This is a genomic window from Streptomyces sp. NPDC006326, assembly GCF_040612915.1.
Classification (GTDB): Bacteria; Actinomycetota; Actinomycetes; order Streptomycetales; family Streptomycetaceae; genus Streptomyces.
On sequence record NZ_JBEXRC010000026.1, the window covers coordinates 37282 to 55285 of the forward strand.

General features: G+C 71.6%; 21 protein-coding genes. 17 read left to right on the top strand and 4 right to left on the bottom strand.

What is annotated here, in order from left to right; all coding sequences use genetic code 11:
- Window positions 1–482 precede the first annotated feature (482 nt).
- The 8 genes from ABZ128_RS20790 to ABZ128_RS20825 all read left to right on the top strand — a co-directional run bounded on the left by ABZ128_RS20790 (window position 483) and on the right by ABZ128_RS20825 (window position 6366).
- Complete coding sequence (locus ABZ128_RS20790) at window positions 483–740, top strand: DUF6284 family protein (protein ID WP_356850145.1); 258 nt, start codon at window positions 483–485, stop codon at window positions 738–740.
- A complete protein-coding gene (locus ABZ128_RS20795) occupies window positions 737–1804 on the top strand; it encodes a hypothetical protein (RefSeq protein ID WP_356850146.1) in 1068 nt (355 codons plus the stop codon). The genes ABZ128_RS20790 and ABZ128_RS20795 overlap by 4 nt, the downstream gene beginning before the upstream one ends.
- Window positions 1801–2139, top strand: coding sequence for an RRQRL motif-containing zinc-binding protein (locus tag ABZ128_RS20800; protein ID WP_356850147.1), 339 nt, complete (start codon window positions 1801–1803; stop codon window positions 2137–2139). The genes ABZ128_RS20795 and ABZ128_RS20800 overlap by 4 nt, the downstream gene beginning before the upstream one ends.
- A gap of 31 nt (window positions 2140–2170) precedes the next feature.
- Window positions 2171–2686: a hypothetical protein gene (locus tag ABZ128_RS20805; RefSeq protein ID WP_356850148.1), complete on the top strand. Its 516-nt coding sequence runs from the start codon at window positions 2171–2173 to the stop codon at window positions 2684–2686.
- On the top strand, window positions 2686–3309 hold the full coding sequence (traA, locus tag ABZ128_RS20810; RefSeq protein ID WP_356850149.1) for a plasmid transfer protein TraA: 624 nt from the start codon (window positions 2686–2688) through the stop codon (window positions 3307–3309). Before ABZ128_RS20805 ends, traA begins: the two co-directional genes overlap by 1 nt.
- Before the next feature lie 27 nt (window positions 3310–3336).
- Window positions 3337–5373 carry a plasmid transfer protein TraB gene (traB, locus tag ABZ128_RS20815; protein WP_356850150.1) on the top strand — a complete coding sequence of 679 codons (2037 nt, stop codon included), beginning with the start codon at window positions 3337–3339 and terminating at the stop codon, window positions 5371–5373.
- A 198-nt stretch (window positions 5374–5571) separates the two neighbouring features.
- Window positions 5572–6030 carry a hypothetical protein gene (locus tag ABZ128_RS20820; protein ID WP_356850151.1) on the top strand — a complete coding sequence of 153 codons (459 nt, stop codon included), beginning with the start codon at window positions 5572–5574 and terminating at the stop codon, window positions 6028–6030.
- 6 nt (window positions 6031–6036) lie between these two features.
- The gene (locus ABZ128_RS20825) at window positions 6037–6366 is read left to right on the top strand and encodes a hypothetical protein (RefSeq protein ID WP_356850152.1); all 330 of its coding nucleotides are present in this window, start codon (window positions 6037–6039) and stop codon (window positions 6364–6366) included.
- A 41-nt stretch (window positions 6367–6407) separates the two neighbouring features.
- Here ABZ128_RS20825 and ABZ128_RS20830 read toward each other — a convergent pair whose 3' ends face one another.
- Window positions 6408–7391: an HNH endonuclease gene (locus ABZ128_RS20830; RefSeq protein ID WP_356850154.1), complete on the bottom strand. Its 984-nt coding sequence runs from the start codon at window positions 7389–7391 to the stop codon at window positions 6408–6410.
- A 225-nt stretch (window positions 7392–7616) separates the two neighbouring features.
- Between ABZ128_RS20830 and ABZ128_RS20835 the strand changes: the two genes are divergently transcribed.
- From ABZ128_RS20835 to ABZ128_RS20855, 5 genes are all read left to right on the top strand, one after another.
- The gene (locus ABZ128_RS20835) at window positions 7617–8168 is read left to right on the top strand and encodes a DNA cytosine methyltransferase (protein ID WP_356850156.1); all 552 of its coding nucleotides are present in this window, start codon (window positions 7617–7619) and stop codon (window positions 8166–8168) included.
- Complete coding sequence (locus ABZ128_RS20840; RefSeq protein ID WP_356850158.1) at window positions 8165–9055, top strand: bifunctional DNA primase/polymerase; 891 nt, start codon at window positions 8165–8167, stop codon at window positions 9053–9055. The genes ABZ128_RS20835 and ABZ128_RS20840 overlap by 4 nt, the downstream gene beginning before the upstream one ends.
- 196 nt (window positions 9056–9251) lie before the next feature.
- A complete protein-coding gene (locus tag ABZ128_RS20845) occupies window positions 9252–10370 on the top strand; it encodes a DUF3631 domain-containing protein (RefSeq protein WP_356850159.1) in 1119 nt (372 codons plus the stop codon).
- Between the two features lie 261 nt (window positions 10371–10631).
- The gene (locus ABZ128_RS20850) at window positions 10632–10826 is read left to right on the top strand and encodes a helix-turn-helix domain-containing protein (protein ID WP_324615668.1); all 195 of its coding nucleotides are present in this window, start codon (window positions 10632–10634) and stop codon (window positions 10824–10826) included.
- Between the two features lie 66 nt (window positions 10827–10892).
- Complete coding sequence (locus tag ABZ128_RS20855; RefSeq protein WP_356850160.1) at window positions 10893–12158, top strand: site-specific integrase; 1266 nt, start codon at window positions 10893–10895, stop codon at window positions 12156–12158.
- A gap of 75 nt (window positions 12159–12233) precedes the next feature.
- Here the strand turns inward: ABZ128_RS20855 and ABZ128_RS20860 are convergent, their stop codons facing one another.
- The gene (locus tag ABZ128_RS20860) at window positions 12234–13595 is read right to left on the bottom strand and encodes a glutamine synthetase family protein (RefSeq protein WP_356850162.1); all 1362 of its coding nucleotides are present in this window, start codon (window positions 13593–13595) and stop codon (window positions 12234–12236) included.
- A gap of 172 nt (window positions 13596–13767) precedes the next feature.
- Here ABZ128_RS20860 and ABZ128_RS20865 point away from each other — a divergent pair, with 172 nt between their 5' ends.
- From ABZ128_RS20865 to ABZ128_RS20880, 4 genes are all read left to right on the top strand, one after another.
- Complete coding sequence (locus ABZ128_RS20865; protein ID WP_356850164.1) at window positions 13768–14172, top strand: hypothetical protein; 405 nt, start codon at window positions 13768–13770, stop codon at window positions 14170–14172.
- 68 nt (window positions 14173–14240) lie between these two features.
- The gene (locus tag ABZ128_RS20870; RefSeq protein ID WP_356850165.1) at window positions 14241–14906 is read left to right on the top strand and encodes a DUF3105 domain-containing protein; all 666 of its coding nucleotides are present in this window, start codon (window positions 14241–14243) and stop codon (window positions 14904–14906) included.
- Window positions 14903–15649, top strand: a complete 747-nt coding sequence (locus ABZ128_RS20875) for a DUF305 domain-containing protein (RefSeq protein WP_356850166.1) — start codon at window positions 14903–14905, stop codon at window positions 15647–15649. Before ABZ128_RS20870 ends, ABZ128_RS20875 begins: the two co-directional genes overlap by 4 nt.
- 125 nt (window positions 15650–15774) lie before the next feature.
- Window positions 15775–16194, top strand: coding sequence for a CBS domain-containing protein (locus ABZ128_RS20880; RefSeq protein WP_356850168.1), 420 nt, complete (start codon window positions 15775–15777; stop codon window positions 16192–16194).
- 23 nt (window positions 16195–16217) lie between these two features.
- Here ABZ128_RS20880 and ABZ128_RS20885 read toward each other — a convergent pair whose 3' ends face one another.
- A complete protein-coding gene (locus tag ABZ128_RS20885) occupies window positions 16218–17114 on the bottom strand; it encodes an alpha/beta hydrolase (RefSeq protein ID WP_356850170.1) in 897 nt (298 codons plus the stop codon).
- The gene (locus ABZ128_RS20890; RefSeq protein WP_356850172.1) at window positions 17111–17803 is read right to left on the bottom strand and encodes a DUF998 domain-containing protein; all 693 of its coding nucleotides are present in this window, start codon (window positions 17801–17803) and stop codon (window positions 17111–17113) included. Before ABZ128_RS20890 ends, ABZ128_RS20885 begins: the two co-directional genes overlap by 4 nt.
- Window positions 17804–18004: the final 201 nt, after the last annotated feature.

Here is an 18004-nt window from a genome sequence, read left to right on the forward strand (position 1 = left end):
CTTCACGCTGACCTGCGTGGATTCCTGCCATGAGCTGTGCACGGAAGCGGGCCCGCCTTTGGCACGGGGCCCAGCGCTGAGGGCGGGGACGCTGCAATCCCGCTAAAGGCCAGGGGGCAGGGCTTCGGCTCGACTGGCGAGGTGGCCCGGTGACCGCGAGCAACGGCCGGCGTGTGGGGACGTGGTCCCCCTTGCAGTGCGAGACCTGTGCCCATGAGATCCGGAGGTTCGTAGTGATCCGCTTAAGACCCTGGGCCGCTGCTGCGCTGGACCGGCATGGCGGCGTTGCCCTCCGCGTCACCTGACCCGCCGCACGCGCTGCGGCCGGCTGCCTCCCCCGCCCGTCCCCCGTCGCTTTCGGCGTACGGGCGGGGTCGCAGGGAGTCGGAGTTCTTCCCGCTCCACCAACGAAGTGCAGCCCCGGCGCGGGAACGCCGGGGCTGCTGTTCGGGCCCGTTCCTGTGTGAGAGGAGCAAGACCCAATGAAGTTCATCGTTGCACGTCAGAACCCCGTTACCGTCCTGCCGACGGATCTGGAGCCTACGGACGCCGAACTGGCGGCGCTCGAGGCGGAGATGTCGGTCGTCTCCGCCGAGGTCGAGCTGCTGGACGCGCTGATCGCGCTGCTGGACCGGCCCGCGTCGGAATTCGACGCCCGCCGTATCCGCCGAGCGCACAACCGGGTGCTGTCCGCCCGCCGGGACCTGGCCAACTGGCAGGGTCCGAAGGAGGCCGCGTGAGCACGGGCCGGACGCTTACCCGAGCGCAGAAGGTCGTACTCGGCGCCGCGTTCGTGCCGATGCTCGTCACCGGCGCGTCCGGCGGGGTGGGCACCTTCTCGAACATCAAGGGCGCCTACGGCTCCGGAACCGCGCTGGGCGCGGTCGCCGCCGGTGAGGGAGCGACTGCCGTCCTGGCCTTGGTCCTGCTCGGGCTGACGATGCTCGGGCAGGCCTCCCCAGCCGTGGTCCGAATCGGGCTGTGGCTGTTGCCTGCGGCCGCCGCGGTCATGGCCGCTATGGCCGCCGAGGGAACGGGCCGCACCGTGATCTACGCGGTCACTCCGATGGGCATGTGCGTGGCGGCCGAGGGCATGGCGTTCCTGGCTCGGCGGATCGTGGTCCACACCGACGGCCGGGACGCCGAAGCCGAACACAGGGCCGCCACCGTGATCCGGTCGCTGGCCTACCACCGGGCCCGTGCCGCGAACCATCCCGACGAGAAGATCCGTGCCCGCTCCGAGCGCACGTCATGGAAGCTCGCTCGTCGGATCGGCACCGGGGATGCCGCGCTCGGCACGAGCCTGTTGGACGTGCAGCGTGAGCGTGTCACCGACGGAGCCGACGCCGCCCTGGCCGACATGTTCACGGCGCCCGTCACACCGGAAGTTCACGCCGTCACGGCCGCCGTGACGCCCGCCCTCGCTCCAGCCCCCGAACCGTGTACCAGCTCCTCCGCGGGGACGGCTGAAGGCGAGGCCGTCATGGCTGCCTGTGACGGGGAAGACACGCAGGTCAGCCCGCAAACGTTGGACGTCGAGGAAGCGGCCGTCACGGTGCCCGTCACGCCCGTGACGCTGGATGAGGTCGCGGCCGTCACGGGCGTGCCCACGCCCCACCCGGCGGAACCGCTCACCGACGAACAGCTCGTCGTCGTGCTGCGGCACCTGCGCTACTCCGCCGACCCGCCGCTGTCGTATCGGCAGGCCGTGACAGCCTTCCGTGACGCCGGGTTCGTCGGGGGCGAGCAGCGCGTCCGTAAGGCCTGGGGTGCGCTGATGTCCCAGGAAGAGTCCACGCCGTGACCGGGCTGCCGGTCTACCCGTGGCGCCTGGCCCCTGACGGTCTGGCCACGCGCCGACAGCTCCGCGCCGCCGGTCTGCGGCCGGGAGGGCAGGACGTCGTCGCGCAAGTAGAGCGGCCCCGCCGTCGGCGAGGGCCGCTGGTCGCATTCCTCTACCGGCTCGATCTGGCCTTGCCTGTCCGGCCGATGACCCCGGCTCGCTGGGCCGCGCTTGAGCGGGCGAACGGGGCCCGCCGTGTCTGCCCGGTTTGCCGTCGCGATGCCGGCTACGTCATCCCGGTCTCGCTCGGCATGTGCGTGCCCTGCCAGACCGGAACCGAGCAGTACGCCGCCTGAGCCCTGCCCAATGCCGTGAAGGAGTTCTGCTGTGTCTCGTCGTACGCGCTCGCAGGCCGCGCAGGCGGCTTTCCCCACCACCGTGCACATTCCTCGGCAGCGGGGCCGGCGCCGTCAGGTACCGCCGGTCATCGTCGTCGTCTCGGAACAGCCCACCCTGACCGCCCGCGCCACTGCGGCGACGGGCCGGTTCGTATGGCGCCACCGCCGTACCTGGGCCCCGACGGGCATCGCCGTCACGCTGCTCGTCGTGGCTGCGGTTCTTCACCTGTTGGCCCCGTGGACGGGCCTGATCGCCGCTGCGGCCGGTCTCGCTCCGCTGGGGCACCTGGTCTGGCTCGCCAGGACCCGTCCGGCCGGTAGGACCGTGTGGGCCTGGCGGATTTCCCTCGCGGTGCTGGCCCTGGCCGGACTCAGCTGGCTGTCCCTGGCCCTGTGGTTTGGCCCCGCGAGCGCGGCGCTGATGGGCCTGTGGTCGCTGACCACCCTCACCGTTCAGATCCTGTGGCTGACCGCTGGCCGCACCACCTCTAAGGGGCACAGCTGATGTCCACCAACTCGTGGATGCCGACCAGCGGCAACGGCGCGCAGCGCCCCGGCAATCCCCCGGCCGGCGGCCAGCGCCGGACCACCCCGCAGGGCGGTGGCCAGCAGAGCACCGCTGGACAGGGTGGAGCGAACCGCTCGCGGACGACGAACCGGAGCAAGTCGCGGGAGTACCACTTCCACATCAACGACAACAGCGGTGGCCCCCGCAGCGGGAGTCAGCAGGGCGGACGCGCCGGTCAGGGCCGTGGCCAGGGCGGTGGCGGGCGGGTACACAGCCCGCTCGGTGACCCGGAGTTCTTCTCCAACGTCGACATCCGCAACTACTGCGAGAGCGGCCGGGGCCTGTTCCTGCAGATGTCGTTCGAGCTGGCCAACGCCGCCGAGCTGCTGAACGCCGTCCTTAAGGAGGTTCCGGACCCCGAGGGGCGTCCGTTCGGATCGCGGATGCGGGCCCGGCGGGTGTCCAAGCGGCTGCAGAAGGCCGCCGAGGATGCCCGCGACACCGCGAAGAACCTGGCCGCGACGTACGCGGCGTTCCAGCGCGAGTTCGATCCCGAACTCGCCCCCTATCAGTCGAAGCGCCCCCGCCAGGGCGGCCGGCGCTTCGACTTCGGCTCCTAACCCACCGACCGGCAAGGAGGTCAGGCCATGTCCCGAGCCACCGTTCAAACGGAGGACCAGCAGTACGACGCGCAACTGCGTGCCGCCCACGGCGACGGGGGCGGCGTCGGTGAATACCTGCTTCACCGCGCGAAGCCGCACCTTCCCCCGTGGCTGGCGGGCACCGGTGTAGGCCTGGCCTCTCTGCCCGCTCACTACTTCTGGTCCGGACAGCCCGGCGTCACAGCCGGGCTCACACTCGCCTCGGTCACCCTGACCGGGCTCACCTGGTGGGCCGGCCGCTCCACCACGCAGCAACGGCGCCTGCACTCCGCCGTCACCGTGGCCGCGGCCTCCACCTGGTTCACCGCAGCAGCCATTGCCGGCCCCGCGGCGGGCCCGCTCGGGGAGCTGTACTTCATCGGCGCCCCGGCGCTGGCCCTGTCGTGGAACATCCGCCAGATCCTCCGCCGCAATGTCGACGGACCCTCTGCCGGAACGGACGGCGGGTTCCTGGAAAAGGTCGGGCTGGCGAAGACGCAAGTGGTCCGCTCCGAGGTCGGCCCCAACAAGGCCACATTCGACCTGCAGCTCCCTCGCGGGGAACTGACCAGCACGGACGTGTCCAAGAACCTGGAGCGGATCGCCGGCGCCCTGGACGTCCCCAAGACCGCGGTCCGCATGATGGAGAGCCCGGACTCGGCCTCCCGGGTCACGCTCACGGTGGTACCGCTGGACCTGCTCAAGAACACCGTCCCCTGTCCCGGGCCCTCCAACCCGGGCGGCTCCATCGCGGACCCGGTGGTCGTCGGGATCTACGAGGACGGCACCGAAGCAGTCATCTACTTCCCCGGCGACCCGGCCGCGGCGCGGAACGCGGCGCACTTCCTGGTCATGGGGATGACGGGATCCGGGAAGTCCGAGGGTGGGCTGACCGCTCTCGCCGAGGTCCTCACCCGATCCGACGTGATCGTGTGGGCCTCCGACCCGGCCAAGGCCGATCAGACGCTCGGCCCGCTGCTCCCGGCGATCGACTGGGCCGCACTCGACATGCCCTCCACCAGGGCCATGGTCGAAGCGATCAAGGCCGCGATCCCTGTCCGTACGGCATGGCTCGCCAAGTACGGATACAAGCAGTGGGAACCCGCGTGCGCCGAGGTCCAGGCGGACGGATCACCGGGCATGCCCTACCTGATCGGCTGGTTCGAAGAAGCCGCCAAGACCATCCGCGAGACCGACGACGATGTCTTCACCGGCATCGCCCAGGAAGCACGCTCCGCCGGGGTCTCTCTGGTGATCTCGATGCAGCGGGCATCCGGCAACCAGGTCTCCACCGACACCCGCGCCTCGTTCGGTTCCTCCTGGTGCCACGGCGTACGTACCGAGCAGGACGCCCGCTTCGCCCTCGACGACGACGTCCTCGACGCGGGCGCGTCGCCGCACACCTGGAAGGACAAGAAGCCCGGCTACTCCTACCTCGTCGCCAACGGTGTCCCGGAGACCTTCTGGGCGACCCCGCTGCGCGACTACCTCAGCAGCACCGACTACCTGACCTGGGTCGTGCTCGCCTTTGCGGAAGCGCGCGCCGGAATCGACCCGGTCACGGCCGGCGTCGCGGCCCGCACCGTCGACCGGGCGTTCACCGCCCGCACCCGCTACCCCCTGCCCGGCACCACACCCGAGCCGGAGATGCCCGTGGACGAGTACGAAGCGGATGACGAGTACGAGGTCCACGACGTCGAGCCGTACGACGAGGACGCCGACAACGAAGAGTTCACCGACCCTGAGGCAGAGCTACCCGAAGTCGAAAGCGTCGTGGAGTTCGGTCAACCCGTCGTAGAGACGCCGCGGGTGAAGCTCACCGCCGCGCAGGCGCGTGCCGCCATGGAGGAACTGCTCGACGAGTTCGAGGAGGAAGAGCGGCTGATCGTCGGTCCGTCGGACTTCATGGAGCACTGCGACCGCCACGGGCGCTCCCGTTCCTGGGTCTCCGGACAGGTCTCCGCGTTCGTCATGGCGGGCCGTCTGGCCGAGACGAACGAGGTCGGCCGCTACCGGATCGTCCCGTACCGCATGGCGGCCTGACGCGTCAGACGCGTCTGACAGCCCTGACACCGAACAGCGCCGAAACACAGGTCATACGCGTGCGCGAGGGGTGTCAGACGGGTGTCTGACGCGTCTGACACCCCACCCGGCGCCCGGCCTGACACCCCTGACACCCACACCCGAGCGGGGTCCGGCCCATCCGGCACGGGCCCCGCCGTCCTCTCCAGGGAGCCCGTCATGTCCTACGAGACACAGCCCGCGCCCCTCCGGTACGGGGAGGCCGTCCTCCACCCGCCGGCCCTGCCCGAGGCCCGGACACTGCCCGCCGAGATCCCGCCCGGCGTGCAGGTCGTCACCCTCCCCAGCGGCGCCCGCACCCTCGCCTACGCCCCCGTGACCGCTGCCGAGCCGGTCCCGGTCCAGCGGATCCCGGTCTGGGCCAAAACCACCGCCCTGCTCGCCCCGACCATCGGCGGAGGCATCGGAGCCGCATCCGTCGGCCTCGCCTACGCCGCCCCCGGGCTGATCGCCCTGACCGAAGCCCTCTGGGCCGCCGTCGCCCTGATCGCGGCGGGCGGCGCCGCGCTCTTCCTGGGCCGGGCCCGCCGGGCGCCGGCGTCCACGCACATCACGCAGCACATCACCGCGACCGGCCTGTTCGGCCGCGCCACCGGTAGCACCATCCACCACCGGTAGCCGGGTATGGCCGCGTACCAGTGCCTGAACTGGGACGATGCCAGCCATTACGACCGAACGCGGGACCTGCCCTGTGTCCTCTGCGGCAGACCTACCCCGCTCCGCTCCCACGCGAGCGAGCCCGTCCACAAGGTGTGCGCCGAGGACTGGAACGCGGACAACGCGGACCAGCCTCGCCGCTACACCCTGCCCGTCAAGGACCAGCCGCAGGATGACGTCGGAACGTGGCGCTTCCACAACGACGGCGCCAACACGGCTGCCAAGCGCCGCGCTCCCAGTGTTGAACTGTGTCCGTCGGCCCCTGGCGATGTGGCCGTCGGGCTCTTCGCCGCATGAGCCGCCTGCCCTCTCGGGGTCGGCGCTGGTCTGGGGTTGTCTCAGGCGGTGATTGCCATCTGCTGGGCCTTGGCCTGCTGGGGCACATGGATCTGGTGCGGGGTGCGGTGCAGGTCCCAGTGGGCAGCAAGCCAGCTGCGGTGGTCCTTGTTGAGGACGGCTGTCACCGGCTTGCCGTGCAGCTGGGCGTAATTGTCGTAGCTGGCCAGCTGGGGCGAGATATCCAGGGTCGCGGTGGCCGGGTGGACGGCAATGAGCCCGAGGTCGAACAGGCGGTGCAGGTCACGCCGCAGCAGCAGGCCGCCGCTGGGGTGGTGCTGGCCGTCGGTGGCGTAGCTGTAGAGGTGCGCGGCTTCCAGGACCGCGGCGGGGGCCGGGCCGGTGAAGGCGCAGACCTGGCCGTGCTCGTTGAGCAGGCGCCTGCGGAACGCCGCCTGCCCGACCCGGACCCGCACCATGGCGGACTTGTGCCCGCCGGGGATGGCGGCCTGCTGTGCGGCGTCGGCGATGTCGACGCTGGTGGGCTGGCCGCTCGCCAGAATCGCGGCGCGCATCTTGTCCCAGGCGAACGGGCGAAGGCTCTGCTGCGACTTGGGTGAATCGCACAGAGCGCGCAGTTCGGCACCGGTCAGGAGTCCGGCCATGTCGACCCAGTTGACGCCGTGCCTGGACCGGTAGGTGATGACCTGCTTGGTGTGGGCGATCGGGGTGTCGAACTCCGCCTTGCAGTCCCAGCACAGGTACGTGGGGGTCTTCGTGCGGCGGGCCTTGAAGCTGGCTCGTTCGCATGCCGGGCAGGTGTAGGTGTCCTTCACGGCCGACCCGACGTCGATGCCTTCGATGACGGAGACCCCGAGCAGGGACTTCTTGTCCCACAGGGCGATCACGTCGCCCACGGCGATGGCCGCGTGATTGGGGACGGTGCTGTCCCAGCTGTAGTGCCGTGACGGCTCGTCGTCGTAACCGTCATTGCCTCCGTGCGTCCGGTCGTCGTCGGCCACCGCCAGCACCAGCCACGCGCCCATCGCTGCCCCCTCACCGCGGCCCCCACCAGGCGGCCGCACAAGATCCACGGTCCCGGCAAATCTATCCGCACCCACCGACAACAGCCGACGGCCCAGACGGCGGGAGGCCTGCTCGGGGTGCTCATGCAAGGAGACTCAATGGGCAACGTCCTGTCGTTACCTGCCCTCGCGCCGGGCAGTCGACCCCGCGTACTCGATCTGTGCTGCGGTGCCGGTGGGGTGTCCATGGGCTACCACCTGGCCGGCTTCGAAGTCGTCGGCGTCGACAACCGGCCCCAACCCAACTACCCATTCACCTTCCACCAGGCCAACGCCCTCACCTTCCCCCTCGACGGCTTCGACCTCATCCACGCCTCCTGGCCATGCCAGCACTTCGCCCGCGTCACCGCCTGGCGCGGCAGCAGGGACGACCACCCCGACCTCCTCACCCCCGGCCGCGAACGCCTCCAGGCATCCGGCATCCCGTGGGTCATCGAAAACGTGCCCGAATCCCCCCTGCGCCCCGACTACCTCCTCTGCGGCTCCCAGTTCGGCCTCAACGTCCGCCGACACCGCACCTTCGAAACCTCCTGGGCCGGCGGCGGGGACCTCCTGCCGCCCTGCTGGCACCACAAGGGCCTCCTCGCCTTCGAGCACAAGAACGAGCGGGCCTACGCCGACGCCATGGGCTGCACCTGGATGAACAAGACCGAAGCCCGCCAATCCGTACCCCCCGCCTACACCCACTGGATCGCCACCCAATACCTCACCCACACCCGACAGGAGGCCGCAGCATGAACGCCCTGCTCACCGCAGCCCTCGCCTCCGCCGACCGCGGCTGGCCCGTCTTCCCCCTCCGCCCCCACGACAAGCGGCCCGCCCTCCACGGAGAAGACCACTGCACCCTGACCGGCCCGTGCGCAGCCGGGCACGCGAAATGGGAGCAGCGCGCCACCACCGACCGGGCCGCGATCGTTCGCTGCTGGACCCACAAGCCGTACAACGTCGGCATCGCGACGGGCCCGGCCGGGCTGCTCGTGGTGGACCTGGACCGGCCCAAGCCGAACAGCAAGAGCGACGCGCCTGACGGCGCGACGACCTTCAAGGCGCTCTGCGAGCGCGCCGGGCAGGCCGTCCCCACCACCTACCGGGTGTGGACCCCCAGCGGCGGGGAGCACCTGTACTTCACCGCCCCGGCCGGACTTCGGCTCGGGAACACGGCGGGCAGGATCGGCCCACATATCGACACCCGCGCCCACGGCGGATACGTCGTCGCCCCCGGCAGCACCACCCCCGCCGGAACGTATGCGGTCATCGAACCCGACCCCGTGGCGGAGCTGCCCACGTGGATCCCGCCCCTGCTCGAAACGCCCAAGCCCACGGCCACGGTCACACCGCTGAGGCTGCCGGCCGTCAGCGGAACCCTGGCCGCGAACGCCGCCCTGGACCGGGAATGCACCTTGGTCCGGGCAGCCCCCGAAGGGGAGGGCAATAACACCCTCAACCGCAGCGCCTTCAAGGTGGGGCGCTTCGTCGCGTGGGGCGACATCCCCCGGCGCGAGGTTGAGCAGGCCTTCCAAGCGGCGGGGGAGGCGCGCGGACTCACCGTCGCCGAGTGCCGCGCCACCATCCGCAGCGCCCTCGACAGCTCGGCCCGCACGGTCCGCACCCGGGAGACCGCGTGAGCACCCACCTCCATCCCCGCTTGGAAGGCCCTGCCCACGCCCCGGACGGCATCAGCTCCGCCGAACCGGCGCCCGCCGCCGTCGGCAGGGGTGCGCCGAGGGTCGTCGCCCGTCAGGGCGTCCCCGCAGCTCTTCGCCCGAACCCGCACACGCCCGTGCCCTCGCGGCACGCCCAGAACGACAGGAGGAACGCCGCATGACCACGCTGCAGACCATCGACGGCGCCGCCCTGCTGAACGAGGTGGAAGTCTTCCACCGGCGCTTCAACGTCTTTCCCAGCGAGGCCGCATACGTTGCCGTCGCCCTCTGGGACGCGCACGCTCACCTTCTCGACTGCTTCGACGCGACCCCGCGCCTGGCGTTCCTCTCTCCGGAGCCCGGGTCCGGCAAGTCGCGCGCGCTGGAGATCGTCGAGACCTTGGTGCCGACGCCGATGGTGGCCGTCAACGCCTCCGCCGCCGCGCTCTTCCGCGCGGTCTCCATGGGGGACGGCCGCCCGACGGTCCTCTTCGATGAGATCGACACCGTCTTCGGCCCGAAAGCCGGAGACAACGAGGAACTGCGCGGCTTCATCAACGCCGGACACCGCCGCAGTGGAGTCATGTACCGGTGCGTCGGCGACGGAGGCAATCAGACCGTTGTGCCCTTCCCCTCGTACTGCGCCGTTGCCGTCGCAGGGTTGGGCTCGCTCCCGGACACGATCCTGACGCGGTCCGTCATCGTCCGCATGCGCCGGCGGGCACGTAACGAGCACGCCGAGCCCTTCCGGTCCCGGCTCCACACCACCGATGGACATGCCCTGCGCGAGCGGCTCGCCGCCTGGGCCGACGCCGTCCGCGAGCGGGTCAGCGGAGCGTTCCCCGTTATGCCGGACGGGGTCACCGACCGACCGGCCGATGTCTGGGAGCCCTTGCTCGCGGTCGCCGATGCCGCCGGCGGCGACTGGCCCGAGCGGGCCCGCTCCGCCTGCGTCGAGATGGTGACCGCCGCACAGAGCGATGACAAAGCCAGCCTGGGAGTCCGCCTGTTGACCGATCTCCGCGACCAGGTCTTCGGCGACATGCCGCGCCTGCCCACCTCGTCCGTGCTGGAGCAGCTCCGGGCACTGGACGAGGCGCCGTGGGGCGACATCAACGGCCGTCCGCTGGACGCCCGCGGGCTCGGCCAGATGCTCCGCGAGTACACCACCGCCGACAGTCGCCCCGTTGTCGCTCGCAACATCAAAATGGGCGGCGCCGTTCTGAAGGGCTACTACGCCGCCGATCTGCTGGACGCGTGGACCCGGTACTGCCCGCCGCCGGCCCCCCTCTCCTGAGGAGCGCTACCAGCGCTACCGCTGCTACCCCGCAGGTCAGCGCACTCGCGATCGGTAGCAGCGACGCCAGAGGTAGCGGAAGGGAACCGCTACCCGGCGCCGCCGGCCTTCTCGCCGAGCGGCTCATTCATCCGCTACCGCTACCCGATCCGCTACCCGAAAGAGGTCTCTGACCTGCGCGGTAGCGGAGTAGCGGCGGTAGCGGGCATCTCGGAGGGGTCTCCGGCCCCGACCTGAACGGAGGGGATCGACCTGCACGCCATTCCGCCCCGCTTCTTCAAGCCCGAGACTCTCGCCGAGCTCTTCGACGTGCCCGTCGAGACCGTCTACCAGTGGCGCAAGAAGCGCACGGGGCCGCCCGGATTCCGCGTGGGCAGGCACGTGCGCTACCACCCCGACGCCGTACAGGCCTGGATCGACCAGCAGATGACCGCTGACCTCAGCCAGGCCGCCTAGAACCGACCACACGAGGGCGGGCCCGTCACGGGCCCGCCCTCCCTCGTATCTCCAGAGAGGCCGCACGTGGCTGGACACATCCAAGACCGCTGGTTCAAGACGGAGCGCGGGCCCGATGGAACGCCCAAGCGGATCAAGACCGAGCGCTATGGCAGCGGCCTGCGCTACCGCGCCCGGTATATCGGTCCCGATGGCACCGAGAAGGCGAAGAGCTTCCCGGACAAGCAGAAGCGCCTCGCCGACCAGTGGCTGACCCAGATCGAAGTCGACATGTCTCGGCGGCAGTACATCGACCCCGCCGCCGGTCGGACCACGTTCCGGGAGTACGGCGAGAAGTGGCTCGCCAGTCAGACGACCGACCCCACCACCCGCGTACCCGTGTCGGTACAGCTCCGGAAGCACGCCTTTCCCTACATGGGGCCGCGGCCGCTGGACTCGTTCCGGCCGGAGCACATTCGCGACTGGCTGAGCAAGCTGGAGATCGCGGTTCCGGCGTCCTCGTACCGCCGGGTCATCTTCGCCAGCGTCTCATCGGTGCTCTCCGCGGCGGTGGACGACGAGTACCTAGCCCGCAACCCGTGCCGTGCGCGCAGTGTCCGGCCGCCAGCGTCCGTGCCGCCGCGGGTCACGCCATGGACGCGCGAGCGGCTCTTCGCCGTACGGGCCGCCCTGCCCGAGCGGTACCAAGCGATGGCCGACGCTGGCGGGGGCTGCGGGCTGCGGCAGGGGGAGATCTTCGGACTGCCGGACGACCCGGACGATTTCGAGGGCGAGTGGCTGCACGTGGTCAATCAGGTCAAGGTCGTCAACGGTCACCTGGTCTTCGCGCCACCGAAGCGCGGCAAGGAGCGAAAGGTGCCACTCCCCCGCCGCGTCGCGGAGGCGTTCCGCGAGCACCGCGAGGACTTCCCGCCCGTGGACGTGACGCTGCCCTGGTTGCGCCCGGACGGTCCGCCCGTGACGAAGCGGCTGCTGTTCTCCCTCTCGGGTGGCGGCGCCGTGCGCCGGACCGACTTCAACACGCGGGTCTGGAAGGTGGCACTCGTCCAGGCCGGCGTCATCCCGCAGCCGCGGGCGGGTGAGCGTCACCAGGCCGCCCGGGAGCACGGGATGCACGCTCTGCGGCACTTCTACGCGTCCGTCCTGCTGCACAGCGGCGAGAACATCAAGGCGCTGAGCACCTATCTCGGGCACACCGACCCCGGATTCACGCTCCGCGTCTACACCCACCTCATGGAGGGGGCCGACGGTCGAGCCCGGAGGGCTGTCGACGGCCTGTACGGGGACCACGATTCCGCGCCCGACGGCCCACAGACGGCCCAGGAGGGATGAGACGACTTCGGGCCGGTGGTCGTCGACCACCGGCCCGAAGTGTTGGACAGCTCCTACAAATGCCCTGAACTGCGGTTACAGCACCGGGAGGTTCTTGCGGAGTTCGAAGGCCGTGACCTCGCTCCGGTACTCCTCCCACTCCTGCTTCTTGTTGCGCAGGAAGAAGTCGAAGACGTGCTCGCCGAGGGTTTCGGCGACCAGTTCGCTGCGTTCCATCAGGGAGATCGCCTCGCCGAGGTTCTGCGGGAGGGGTTCGATGCCCATGGCGCGGCGTTCTGCGTCGGAGAGGGCCCAGACGTCGTCGTCGGCGCCCGCCGGGAGTTCGTAGCCCTCCTCGATGCCCTTGAGGCCGGCCGCGAGGAGTACGGCGTACGTGAGGTAGGGGTTCGCGCCCGAGTCGATCGAGCGGACCTCGACCCGCGAGGAGCCCGTCTTGCCCGGCTTGTACATCGGGACGCGGATGAGGGCCGAGCGGTTGTTGTGGCCCCAGCAGATGTACGAGGGGGCCTCACCGCCCGAGCCCGCCGTGCGGGCCGAGCCGCCCCAGATGCGCTTGTACGAGTTGACCCACTGGTTGGTGACCGCCGAGATCTCCGCCGCGTGCTTGAGCAGGCCCGCGATGAAGGAGCGGCCGACCTTCGAGAGCTGGTATTCGGCGCCCGACTCGTAGAAGGCGTTGCGGTCGCCCTCGAAGAGGGAGAGGTGGGTGTGCATGCCCGAGCCCGGGTACTCGGAGAAGGGCTTCGGCATGAAGGTGGCCTGGACGCCCTGTTCCAGGGCGACCTGCTTCATGACCAGGCGGAAGGTCATGATGTTGTCGGCCGTGGAGAGGGCGTCGGCGTAGCGGAGGTCGATCTCCTGCTGGCCGGGGGCGCCCTCGTGGTGGCTGAACTCGACCGAGATGCCCATCGATTCCAGCATGGTGATCGCCTGGCGGCGGAAGTCCATGCCCACGTTCTGCGGGGTGTGGTCGAAGTACCCGGAATTGTCCGCCGGCACCGGGCGGGTGCCGTCCAGCGGCTTGTCCTTCAGCAGGAAGAACTCGATCTCCGGGTGGGTGTAGAAGGTGAAGCCCAGGTCGGAGGTCTTGTTCAGGATCCGCTTGAGGACGTACCGCGGGTCCGCGAAGGAGGGGGAGCCGTCCGGCATCAGGATGTCGCAGAACATCCGGGCCGTTCCGGGGGCCTCGGCGCGCCACGGCAGTATCTGGAAGGTGCTCGGGTCCGGCTTGGCGATCATGTCGGACTCGTAGACCCGGGCGAAGCCCTCGATGGCGGAGCCGTCGAAGCCGATGCCCTCGTCGAAGGCCTGCTCCAGCTCGGCCGGGGCGACCGCGACGGACTTCAGGAAGCCCAGTACGTCGGTGAACCACAGGCGCACGAAGCGGATGTCGCGCTCCTCAAGCGTCCGGAGGACGAATTCCTGCTGCTTGTCCATGCCTTCATCCTCGCAGTTCAGACGGCCTGTGCACCACCGCCCGGGGGCCGCGGGCCCAGTCGGGCAGGCCCAGTATCGCCAGCCGTGGTTTCCGCCACATTACGCACCCCCGAAAGGTCGTGGCACCCCCGCACTGACCCCGGGCCCGTCATGAGCATTACCATCTGCGGCCATGGGGGGCGGGGAGCACACGCGGCGCGGACGCAACAGGCGTCCCGCCGCTCGGCGCGCCCTCACCGCGGTCGTGCTGTCGGTCCTGCTCGGGGCCCTGTTCCTGTGCCTGCGGCCGGGTGAGCCCCACCAGGCCGACGCGCAGACCGCCCGGGCCGACCGGAGCGCGCCGACCGCCCCGACCGCCCCGGCCCGGGTCGTGTGCGTGTCCCCCGACCGGCAGCCGGGCTGTTCCCCCTTCTCGCACGTGACCCCGGGCGTCCTGCCCGTGCCGCCGCCCGCCGTGACCGTGCCGGGGGCCGCCGCGGCCCCCGTCCCCCGCGCGGCGGATCCGCGTCCCGGCCGGCCGCCCGCGGCGCTCGCGCGGGCCCCCGACCTCCACGCCCTTCAAGTGCTGCGGGCCTGAGGGTCCGGCGCTGCGACGCGCACCCCGGATCCACCTCCCCACCCCCCTCAGCAGAAGGAACCGGACACATGGCCGGAAACATCCCGCCCCAGTACAACTCCCGCCAGGCGCGCATAGCCGAGATGCGCCGGGCCGAGCAGTCCCGCGACCGGCGCAACAAGGCCCTCGCGATCACCCTCTCGGCCGCCGTCGTCGCCGCACTCATCGGCTTCGGCGCGTGGGTGATGATCGACCAGCAGGACAAGAAGCAGGACAAGAAGGACGCCGAGGCGGCGGCCCGCACGGCGCCCGTGACCGGCGAGCAGAGCTGGGACGCCAAGACGCTGGGCCGCAACCACGTCGAGACACCGGTGAAGTACCCGATGAACCCGCCGGTGGGCGGCGACCACAGCCCCCGTTGGATGAACTGCAACGGGGACGTCTACAAGAACGCGGTCCCCGAGGTCAACGCCGTCCACTCGCTGGAGCACGGCGCGGTCTGGGTGACGTACAACGAGAAGGCGGCCAAGGCCGACCTCGACAAGCTCTCCGCGACGGTGTCCAAGACCCCGTACACGCTGATGAGCCCCGTCAAGGAACAGGCCGGCACCATCGTGCTCAGCGCCTGGGGCAAGCAGCTGACCGTGGACAGCGCGTCCGACGCCCGCGTCGCGCAGTTCTTCACCAAGTACGTGCAGGGCCCGCAGACCCCCGAGCCGGGCGCCGCCTGCACCAACGGGCTGGCCGAGAAGTGAGCCGTACGTACTGGGCGGCGGGCACCGCCGTCCTGCTCGCCCTGCTGACCGCCGTCGCGGCCACCGTCGCCGCGGCGAGCGGCGGCGACGGGCCCGGTACGGCCGCCCGCGCGCCGGGGCTCTACTCGGCGGACGCGGGCTTCGCCCGGGACATGGCCGTCCACCACCAGCAGGCGGTGGAGATGTCCTTCGTCGTACGGGACCGCACCCAGGACGAGGCGGTACGCGGCCTCGCCTACGACATCGCCAACACCCAGGCCAACCAGCGGGGCATGCTGCTGGGCTGGCTGGACCTGTGGGGCCTGCCGAAGGTGGTGGCCGACGAGCCGCCGATGTCCTGGATGGGAACCACGGAAGGCCACTCCGCGCACGGCGGCCACGACACGGGCGGCCAGGACGCGGGCTCCCACGGCACCGCCGGCCACGACATGAGCGGTCACGACACGGGCGGCCACGACATGGGCGGAGCCGCCGCCAAGCCCGGGGCGCTGATGCCCGGCATGGCCACCAAGGAGGAGATCGCGCAGCTCGGCGCCGCCCAGGGCCGGGACGCGGAGGTCCTCTACCTCCAGCTGATGACCGACCACCACAAGGGCGGCGTCGCGATGGCCCGGGGCTGCGCCGCCCAGTGCGGCACTCCGGCCGAGCGGGCGCTGGCCCAGGGGATGGTCGAGGCGCAGCAGGCCGAGCTCACCCTGATGGCGGACATGCTCCGGCAGCGCGGGGCTGCGCCGCGCGGGTGACGGGACACGCCCGTACGGTGGGGGAAGGCGCCCTTGTCGGCCCTTCCCCCACCGGCCACCGGGGGCGCCTCGGCGGGCGCACCCGCGCCCGGCCGCCACGGCATGCGTGCTCAGGAGGTGAGGCTATGACCACCGCGGCAGACATCATGCACTCCGGCGCCCAGTGGATAGACCAGTCCGAGACCCTGGACCGGGCCGCTCAGATGATGAGCCGGCTCAACGTGGGCGCACTGCCCGTCAGCGATGCCAACGAGCGACTGTGCGGGATCATCACGGACCGCGACATCGTGGTCGGGTGTATCGCCAAGGGGCAGGACCCGTCGAAGGTCACCTGCGGTGACATGGCACAGGGCACCCCGCGCTGGATCGACGCGAACGCCGACGTCTCCGAGGTACTGGAGGAGATGGAGACGCACCGGATCAAGCGGCTTCCCGTGATCGAGAACAAGAAGCTGGTCGGCATGATCAGCGAGGCCGACCTGGCCCAGCACCTGTCGGACGGGCAGATAGCGGAGTTCGTGGAAAAGGTCTACGCGAGGCGCTGAGCCTCCGGCGCCGGCCCCCGCGGCTACGGCCCCGGTCCCGGCCCCGGTTCCTGCGGCGGCCGCCCGCCCTCCGCCGCGTCGCCGACCGCCCGGGCCACCTGGTCCGGGCGGTCGAGCATGACCAGGTGGCCGGCCGGTGCGGCGGTCTCGAAGCGGGCCCCGAGCCGGCCGGCCAGCTCCTCCTGGCGTTCCAGCCAGCGCCGGGCCGCACGCCCGCCGGAGCCGTCGTCGGCCGCGAGGACGGTGACCGGCGCGGCCAGCGGGTGCCGGGCCCGCAGGGCGAGCAGCTCGGCGGCCTGGTCGCGGTAGCGGGCGTTCTCCAGCAGGGCCCCGCGCCAGACCCGGCCGGTGCGGTAGCAGCGGCGTACGAGGTCCCGCGCGGCCGGGTCGGCGCCGCCGGTGCGGGAGGCCCGTACGGCCGCGCGGCGCACCGCCGGCCCCAGGGCGGCCGGGAGCCCGGCGGCGCTCACCGCCCGGCCGAGCAGGCGGGCGGCGCCGGTGCGCAGCCCTATGGGCAGGGCCGTGCGGGGGCGCTCCTCCACGCTGGGGTCGACCAGGACGAGGGCGGCGGTCCGCTCCGCGTACAGGCGGGCGAAGGCCTCGGCGTGGAAGGCGGCGACGGAGTGCCCGGCGACGGTGACGGGCGCGCCGCCCAGCCCCAGTGCGTCCAGCAGCCCGGCGATCCGGCGGGCCTCCCCGGCGGCGGTCGGCGGCGCGGGGGCCGGGGCGCTGAGGCCGTGCCCGGGACGGTCGAAGCGGACCACCGTACGGCCCCGGGCGGCGAGCAGCGCGGCGACCGGGTCCCAGTCGAACCAGGCCAGGGCCAGCCCGGCGCAGAGCACCACGGGCGGACCGCTCCCCTCGACGACCACGTGCAGCGGGACCCCGTCCACCCGGACGAACCCGCCGGGCCCGCTCACGTACGGCGCTCCCGGTGGACGGAGTACGCGAGCAGGCCGAGCCACAGCGCCACGAGCAGCACCTGCAGCCGCTGCCCGGCGCCGAGCGCCCAGGTCCCGCGTCCGGCGGTGAACAGCATGACGGCGGTCAGGGTCCAGGCGGTGGCGAGCAGTTCCGCCACGACGAGGGCGGGGCCGCGCCGGGCCAGCGGGGCGAACCGGCCGTACCGGCGGGCGGCGAGGGTGAGCGCGAGCATCCCGAGGAGGGCCCCGGCCATGGCGAGAGCGCTGCTGACGGCATGGGCCTGATGGGTGGCGGGGACGAGTCCGGCGGTCTCCCGGGAGGCGCACACGGGGTCCGCGGTGGGCGCGCAGCTCAGCGGCAGCCAGGCGTCGGCGGCGGTGGCCGCGCCGAAGAGGGTGACGCCGGCCCAGCCGAGGACGGCCCACGGGCGGCGCGTGTCGGCGTGCCGCGCCGTCCGGATCAGGGCGAGGAGGCCGCCGGTGAGGACGAGCAGTCCGGCGGTGAAGTCGGTGGCGCGGAAGATCCCGCCGAGCGGCTGGTCCTGGGCGGCGAGCTCGCTGACGTACGTCTCGACGGGGTTCAGGCCGGTGGAGAGGACGACTTCGAGCACCCATGCGGTGTAGGCGGCGGCGCCGAGACCGACCAGGACGGCGACGAGCCGCGCGCTGCGGGTGTGTACGGGCATGGTCCTCCTCGACCCATCTCAACACGGCGGGCGCCGGTCCGGCGAGCGAGGGCGCCCGCCCGGCCGGCCCGCGTGCGGCCCCGTGGGGGAAGACGCGGCGGGGCCCGCCACCGTTGTCCCGGCGGGGCGTGGGACGCGCCTCCGGGAAGTCGGCGGGGCGGGCGGCCGGGGGGCGGGGGAAACCGCCTTGGGGCCCGGTCG

Excerpts from the sequence above, each read along its gene's own strand:
- ABZ128_RS20790 (WP_356850145.1), top strand. The coding sequence starts at position 483 with ATGAAGTTCATCGTTGCACGTCAGAACCCCGTTACCGTCCTGCCGACG.
- ABZ128_RS20890 (WP_356850172.1), bottom strand. The coding sequence starts at position 17,803 with ATGCCCGTACACACCCGCAGCGCGCGGCTCGTCGCCGTCCTGGTCGGT.
- ABZ128_RS20820 (WP_356850151.1), top strand. The coding sequence starts at position 5,572 with ATGTCCTACGAGACACAGCCCGCGCCCCTCCGGTACGGGGAGGCCGTC.
- ABZ128_RS20825 (WP_356850152.1), top strand. The coding sequence starts at position 6,037 with ATGGCCGCGTACCAGTGCCTGAACTGGGACGATGCCAGCCATTACGAC.
- ABZ128_RS20845 (WP_356850159.1), top strand. The coding sequence starts at position 9,252 with ATGACCACGCTGCAGACCATCGACGGCGCCGCCCTGCTGAACGAGGTG.
- traA (WP_356850149.1), top strand. The coding sequence starts at position 2,686 with ATGTCCACCAACTCGTGGATGCCGACCAGCGGCAACGGCGCGCAGCGC.
- ABZ128_RS20835 (WP_356850156.1), top strand. The coding sequence starts at position 7,617 with ATGGGCTACCACCTGGCCGGCTTCGAAGTCGTCGGCGTCGACAACCGG.
- ABZ128_RS20870 (WP_356850165.1), top strand. The coding sequence starts at position 14,241 with ATGGCCGGAAACATCCCGCCCCAGTACAACTCCCGCCAGGCGCGCATA.
- ABZ128_RS20860 (WP_356850162.1), bottom strand. The coding sequence starts at position 13,595 with ATGGACAAGCAGCAGGAATTCGTCCTCCGGACGCTTGAGGAGCGCGAC.
- ABZ128_RS20880 (WP_356850168.1), top strand. The coding sequence starts at position 15,775 with ATGACCACCGCGGCAGACATCATGCACTCCGGCGCCCAGTGGATAGAC.
- traB (WP_356850150.1), top strand. The coding sequence starts at position 3,337 with ATGTCCCGAGCCACCGTTCAAACGGAGGACCAGCAGTACGACGCGCAA.
- ABZ128_RS20830 (WP_356850154.1), bottom strand. The coding sequence starts at position 7,391 with ATGGGCGCGTGGCTGGTGCTGGCGGTGGCCGACGACGACCGGACGCAC.
- ABZ128_RS20840 (WP_356850158.1), top strand. The coding sequence starts at position 8,165 with ATGAACGCCCTGCTCACCGCAGCCCTCGCCTCCGCCGACCGCGGCTGG.
- ABZ128_RS20865 (WP_356850164.1), top strand. The coding sequence starts at position 13,768 with ATGGGGGGCGGGGAGCACACGCGGCGCGGACGCAACAGGCGTCCCGCC.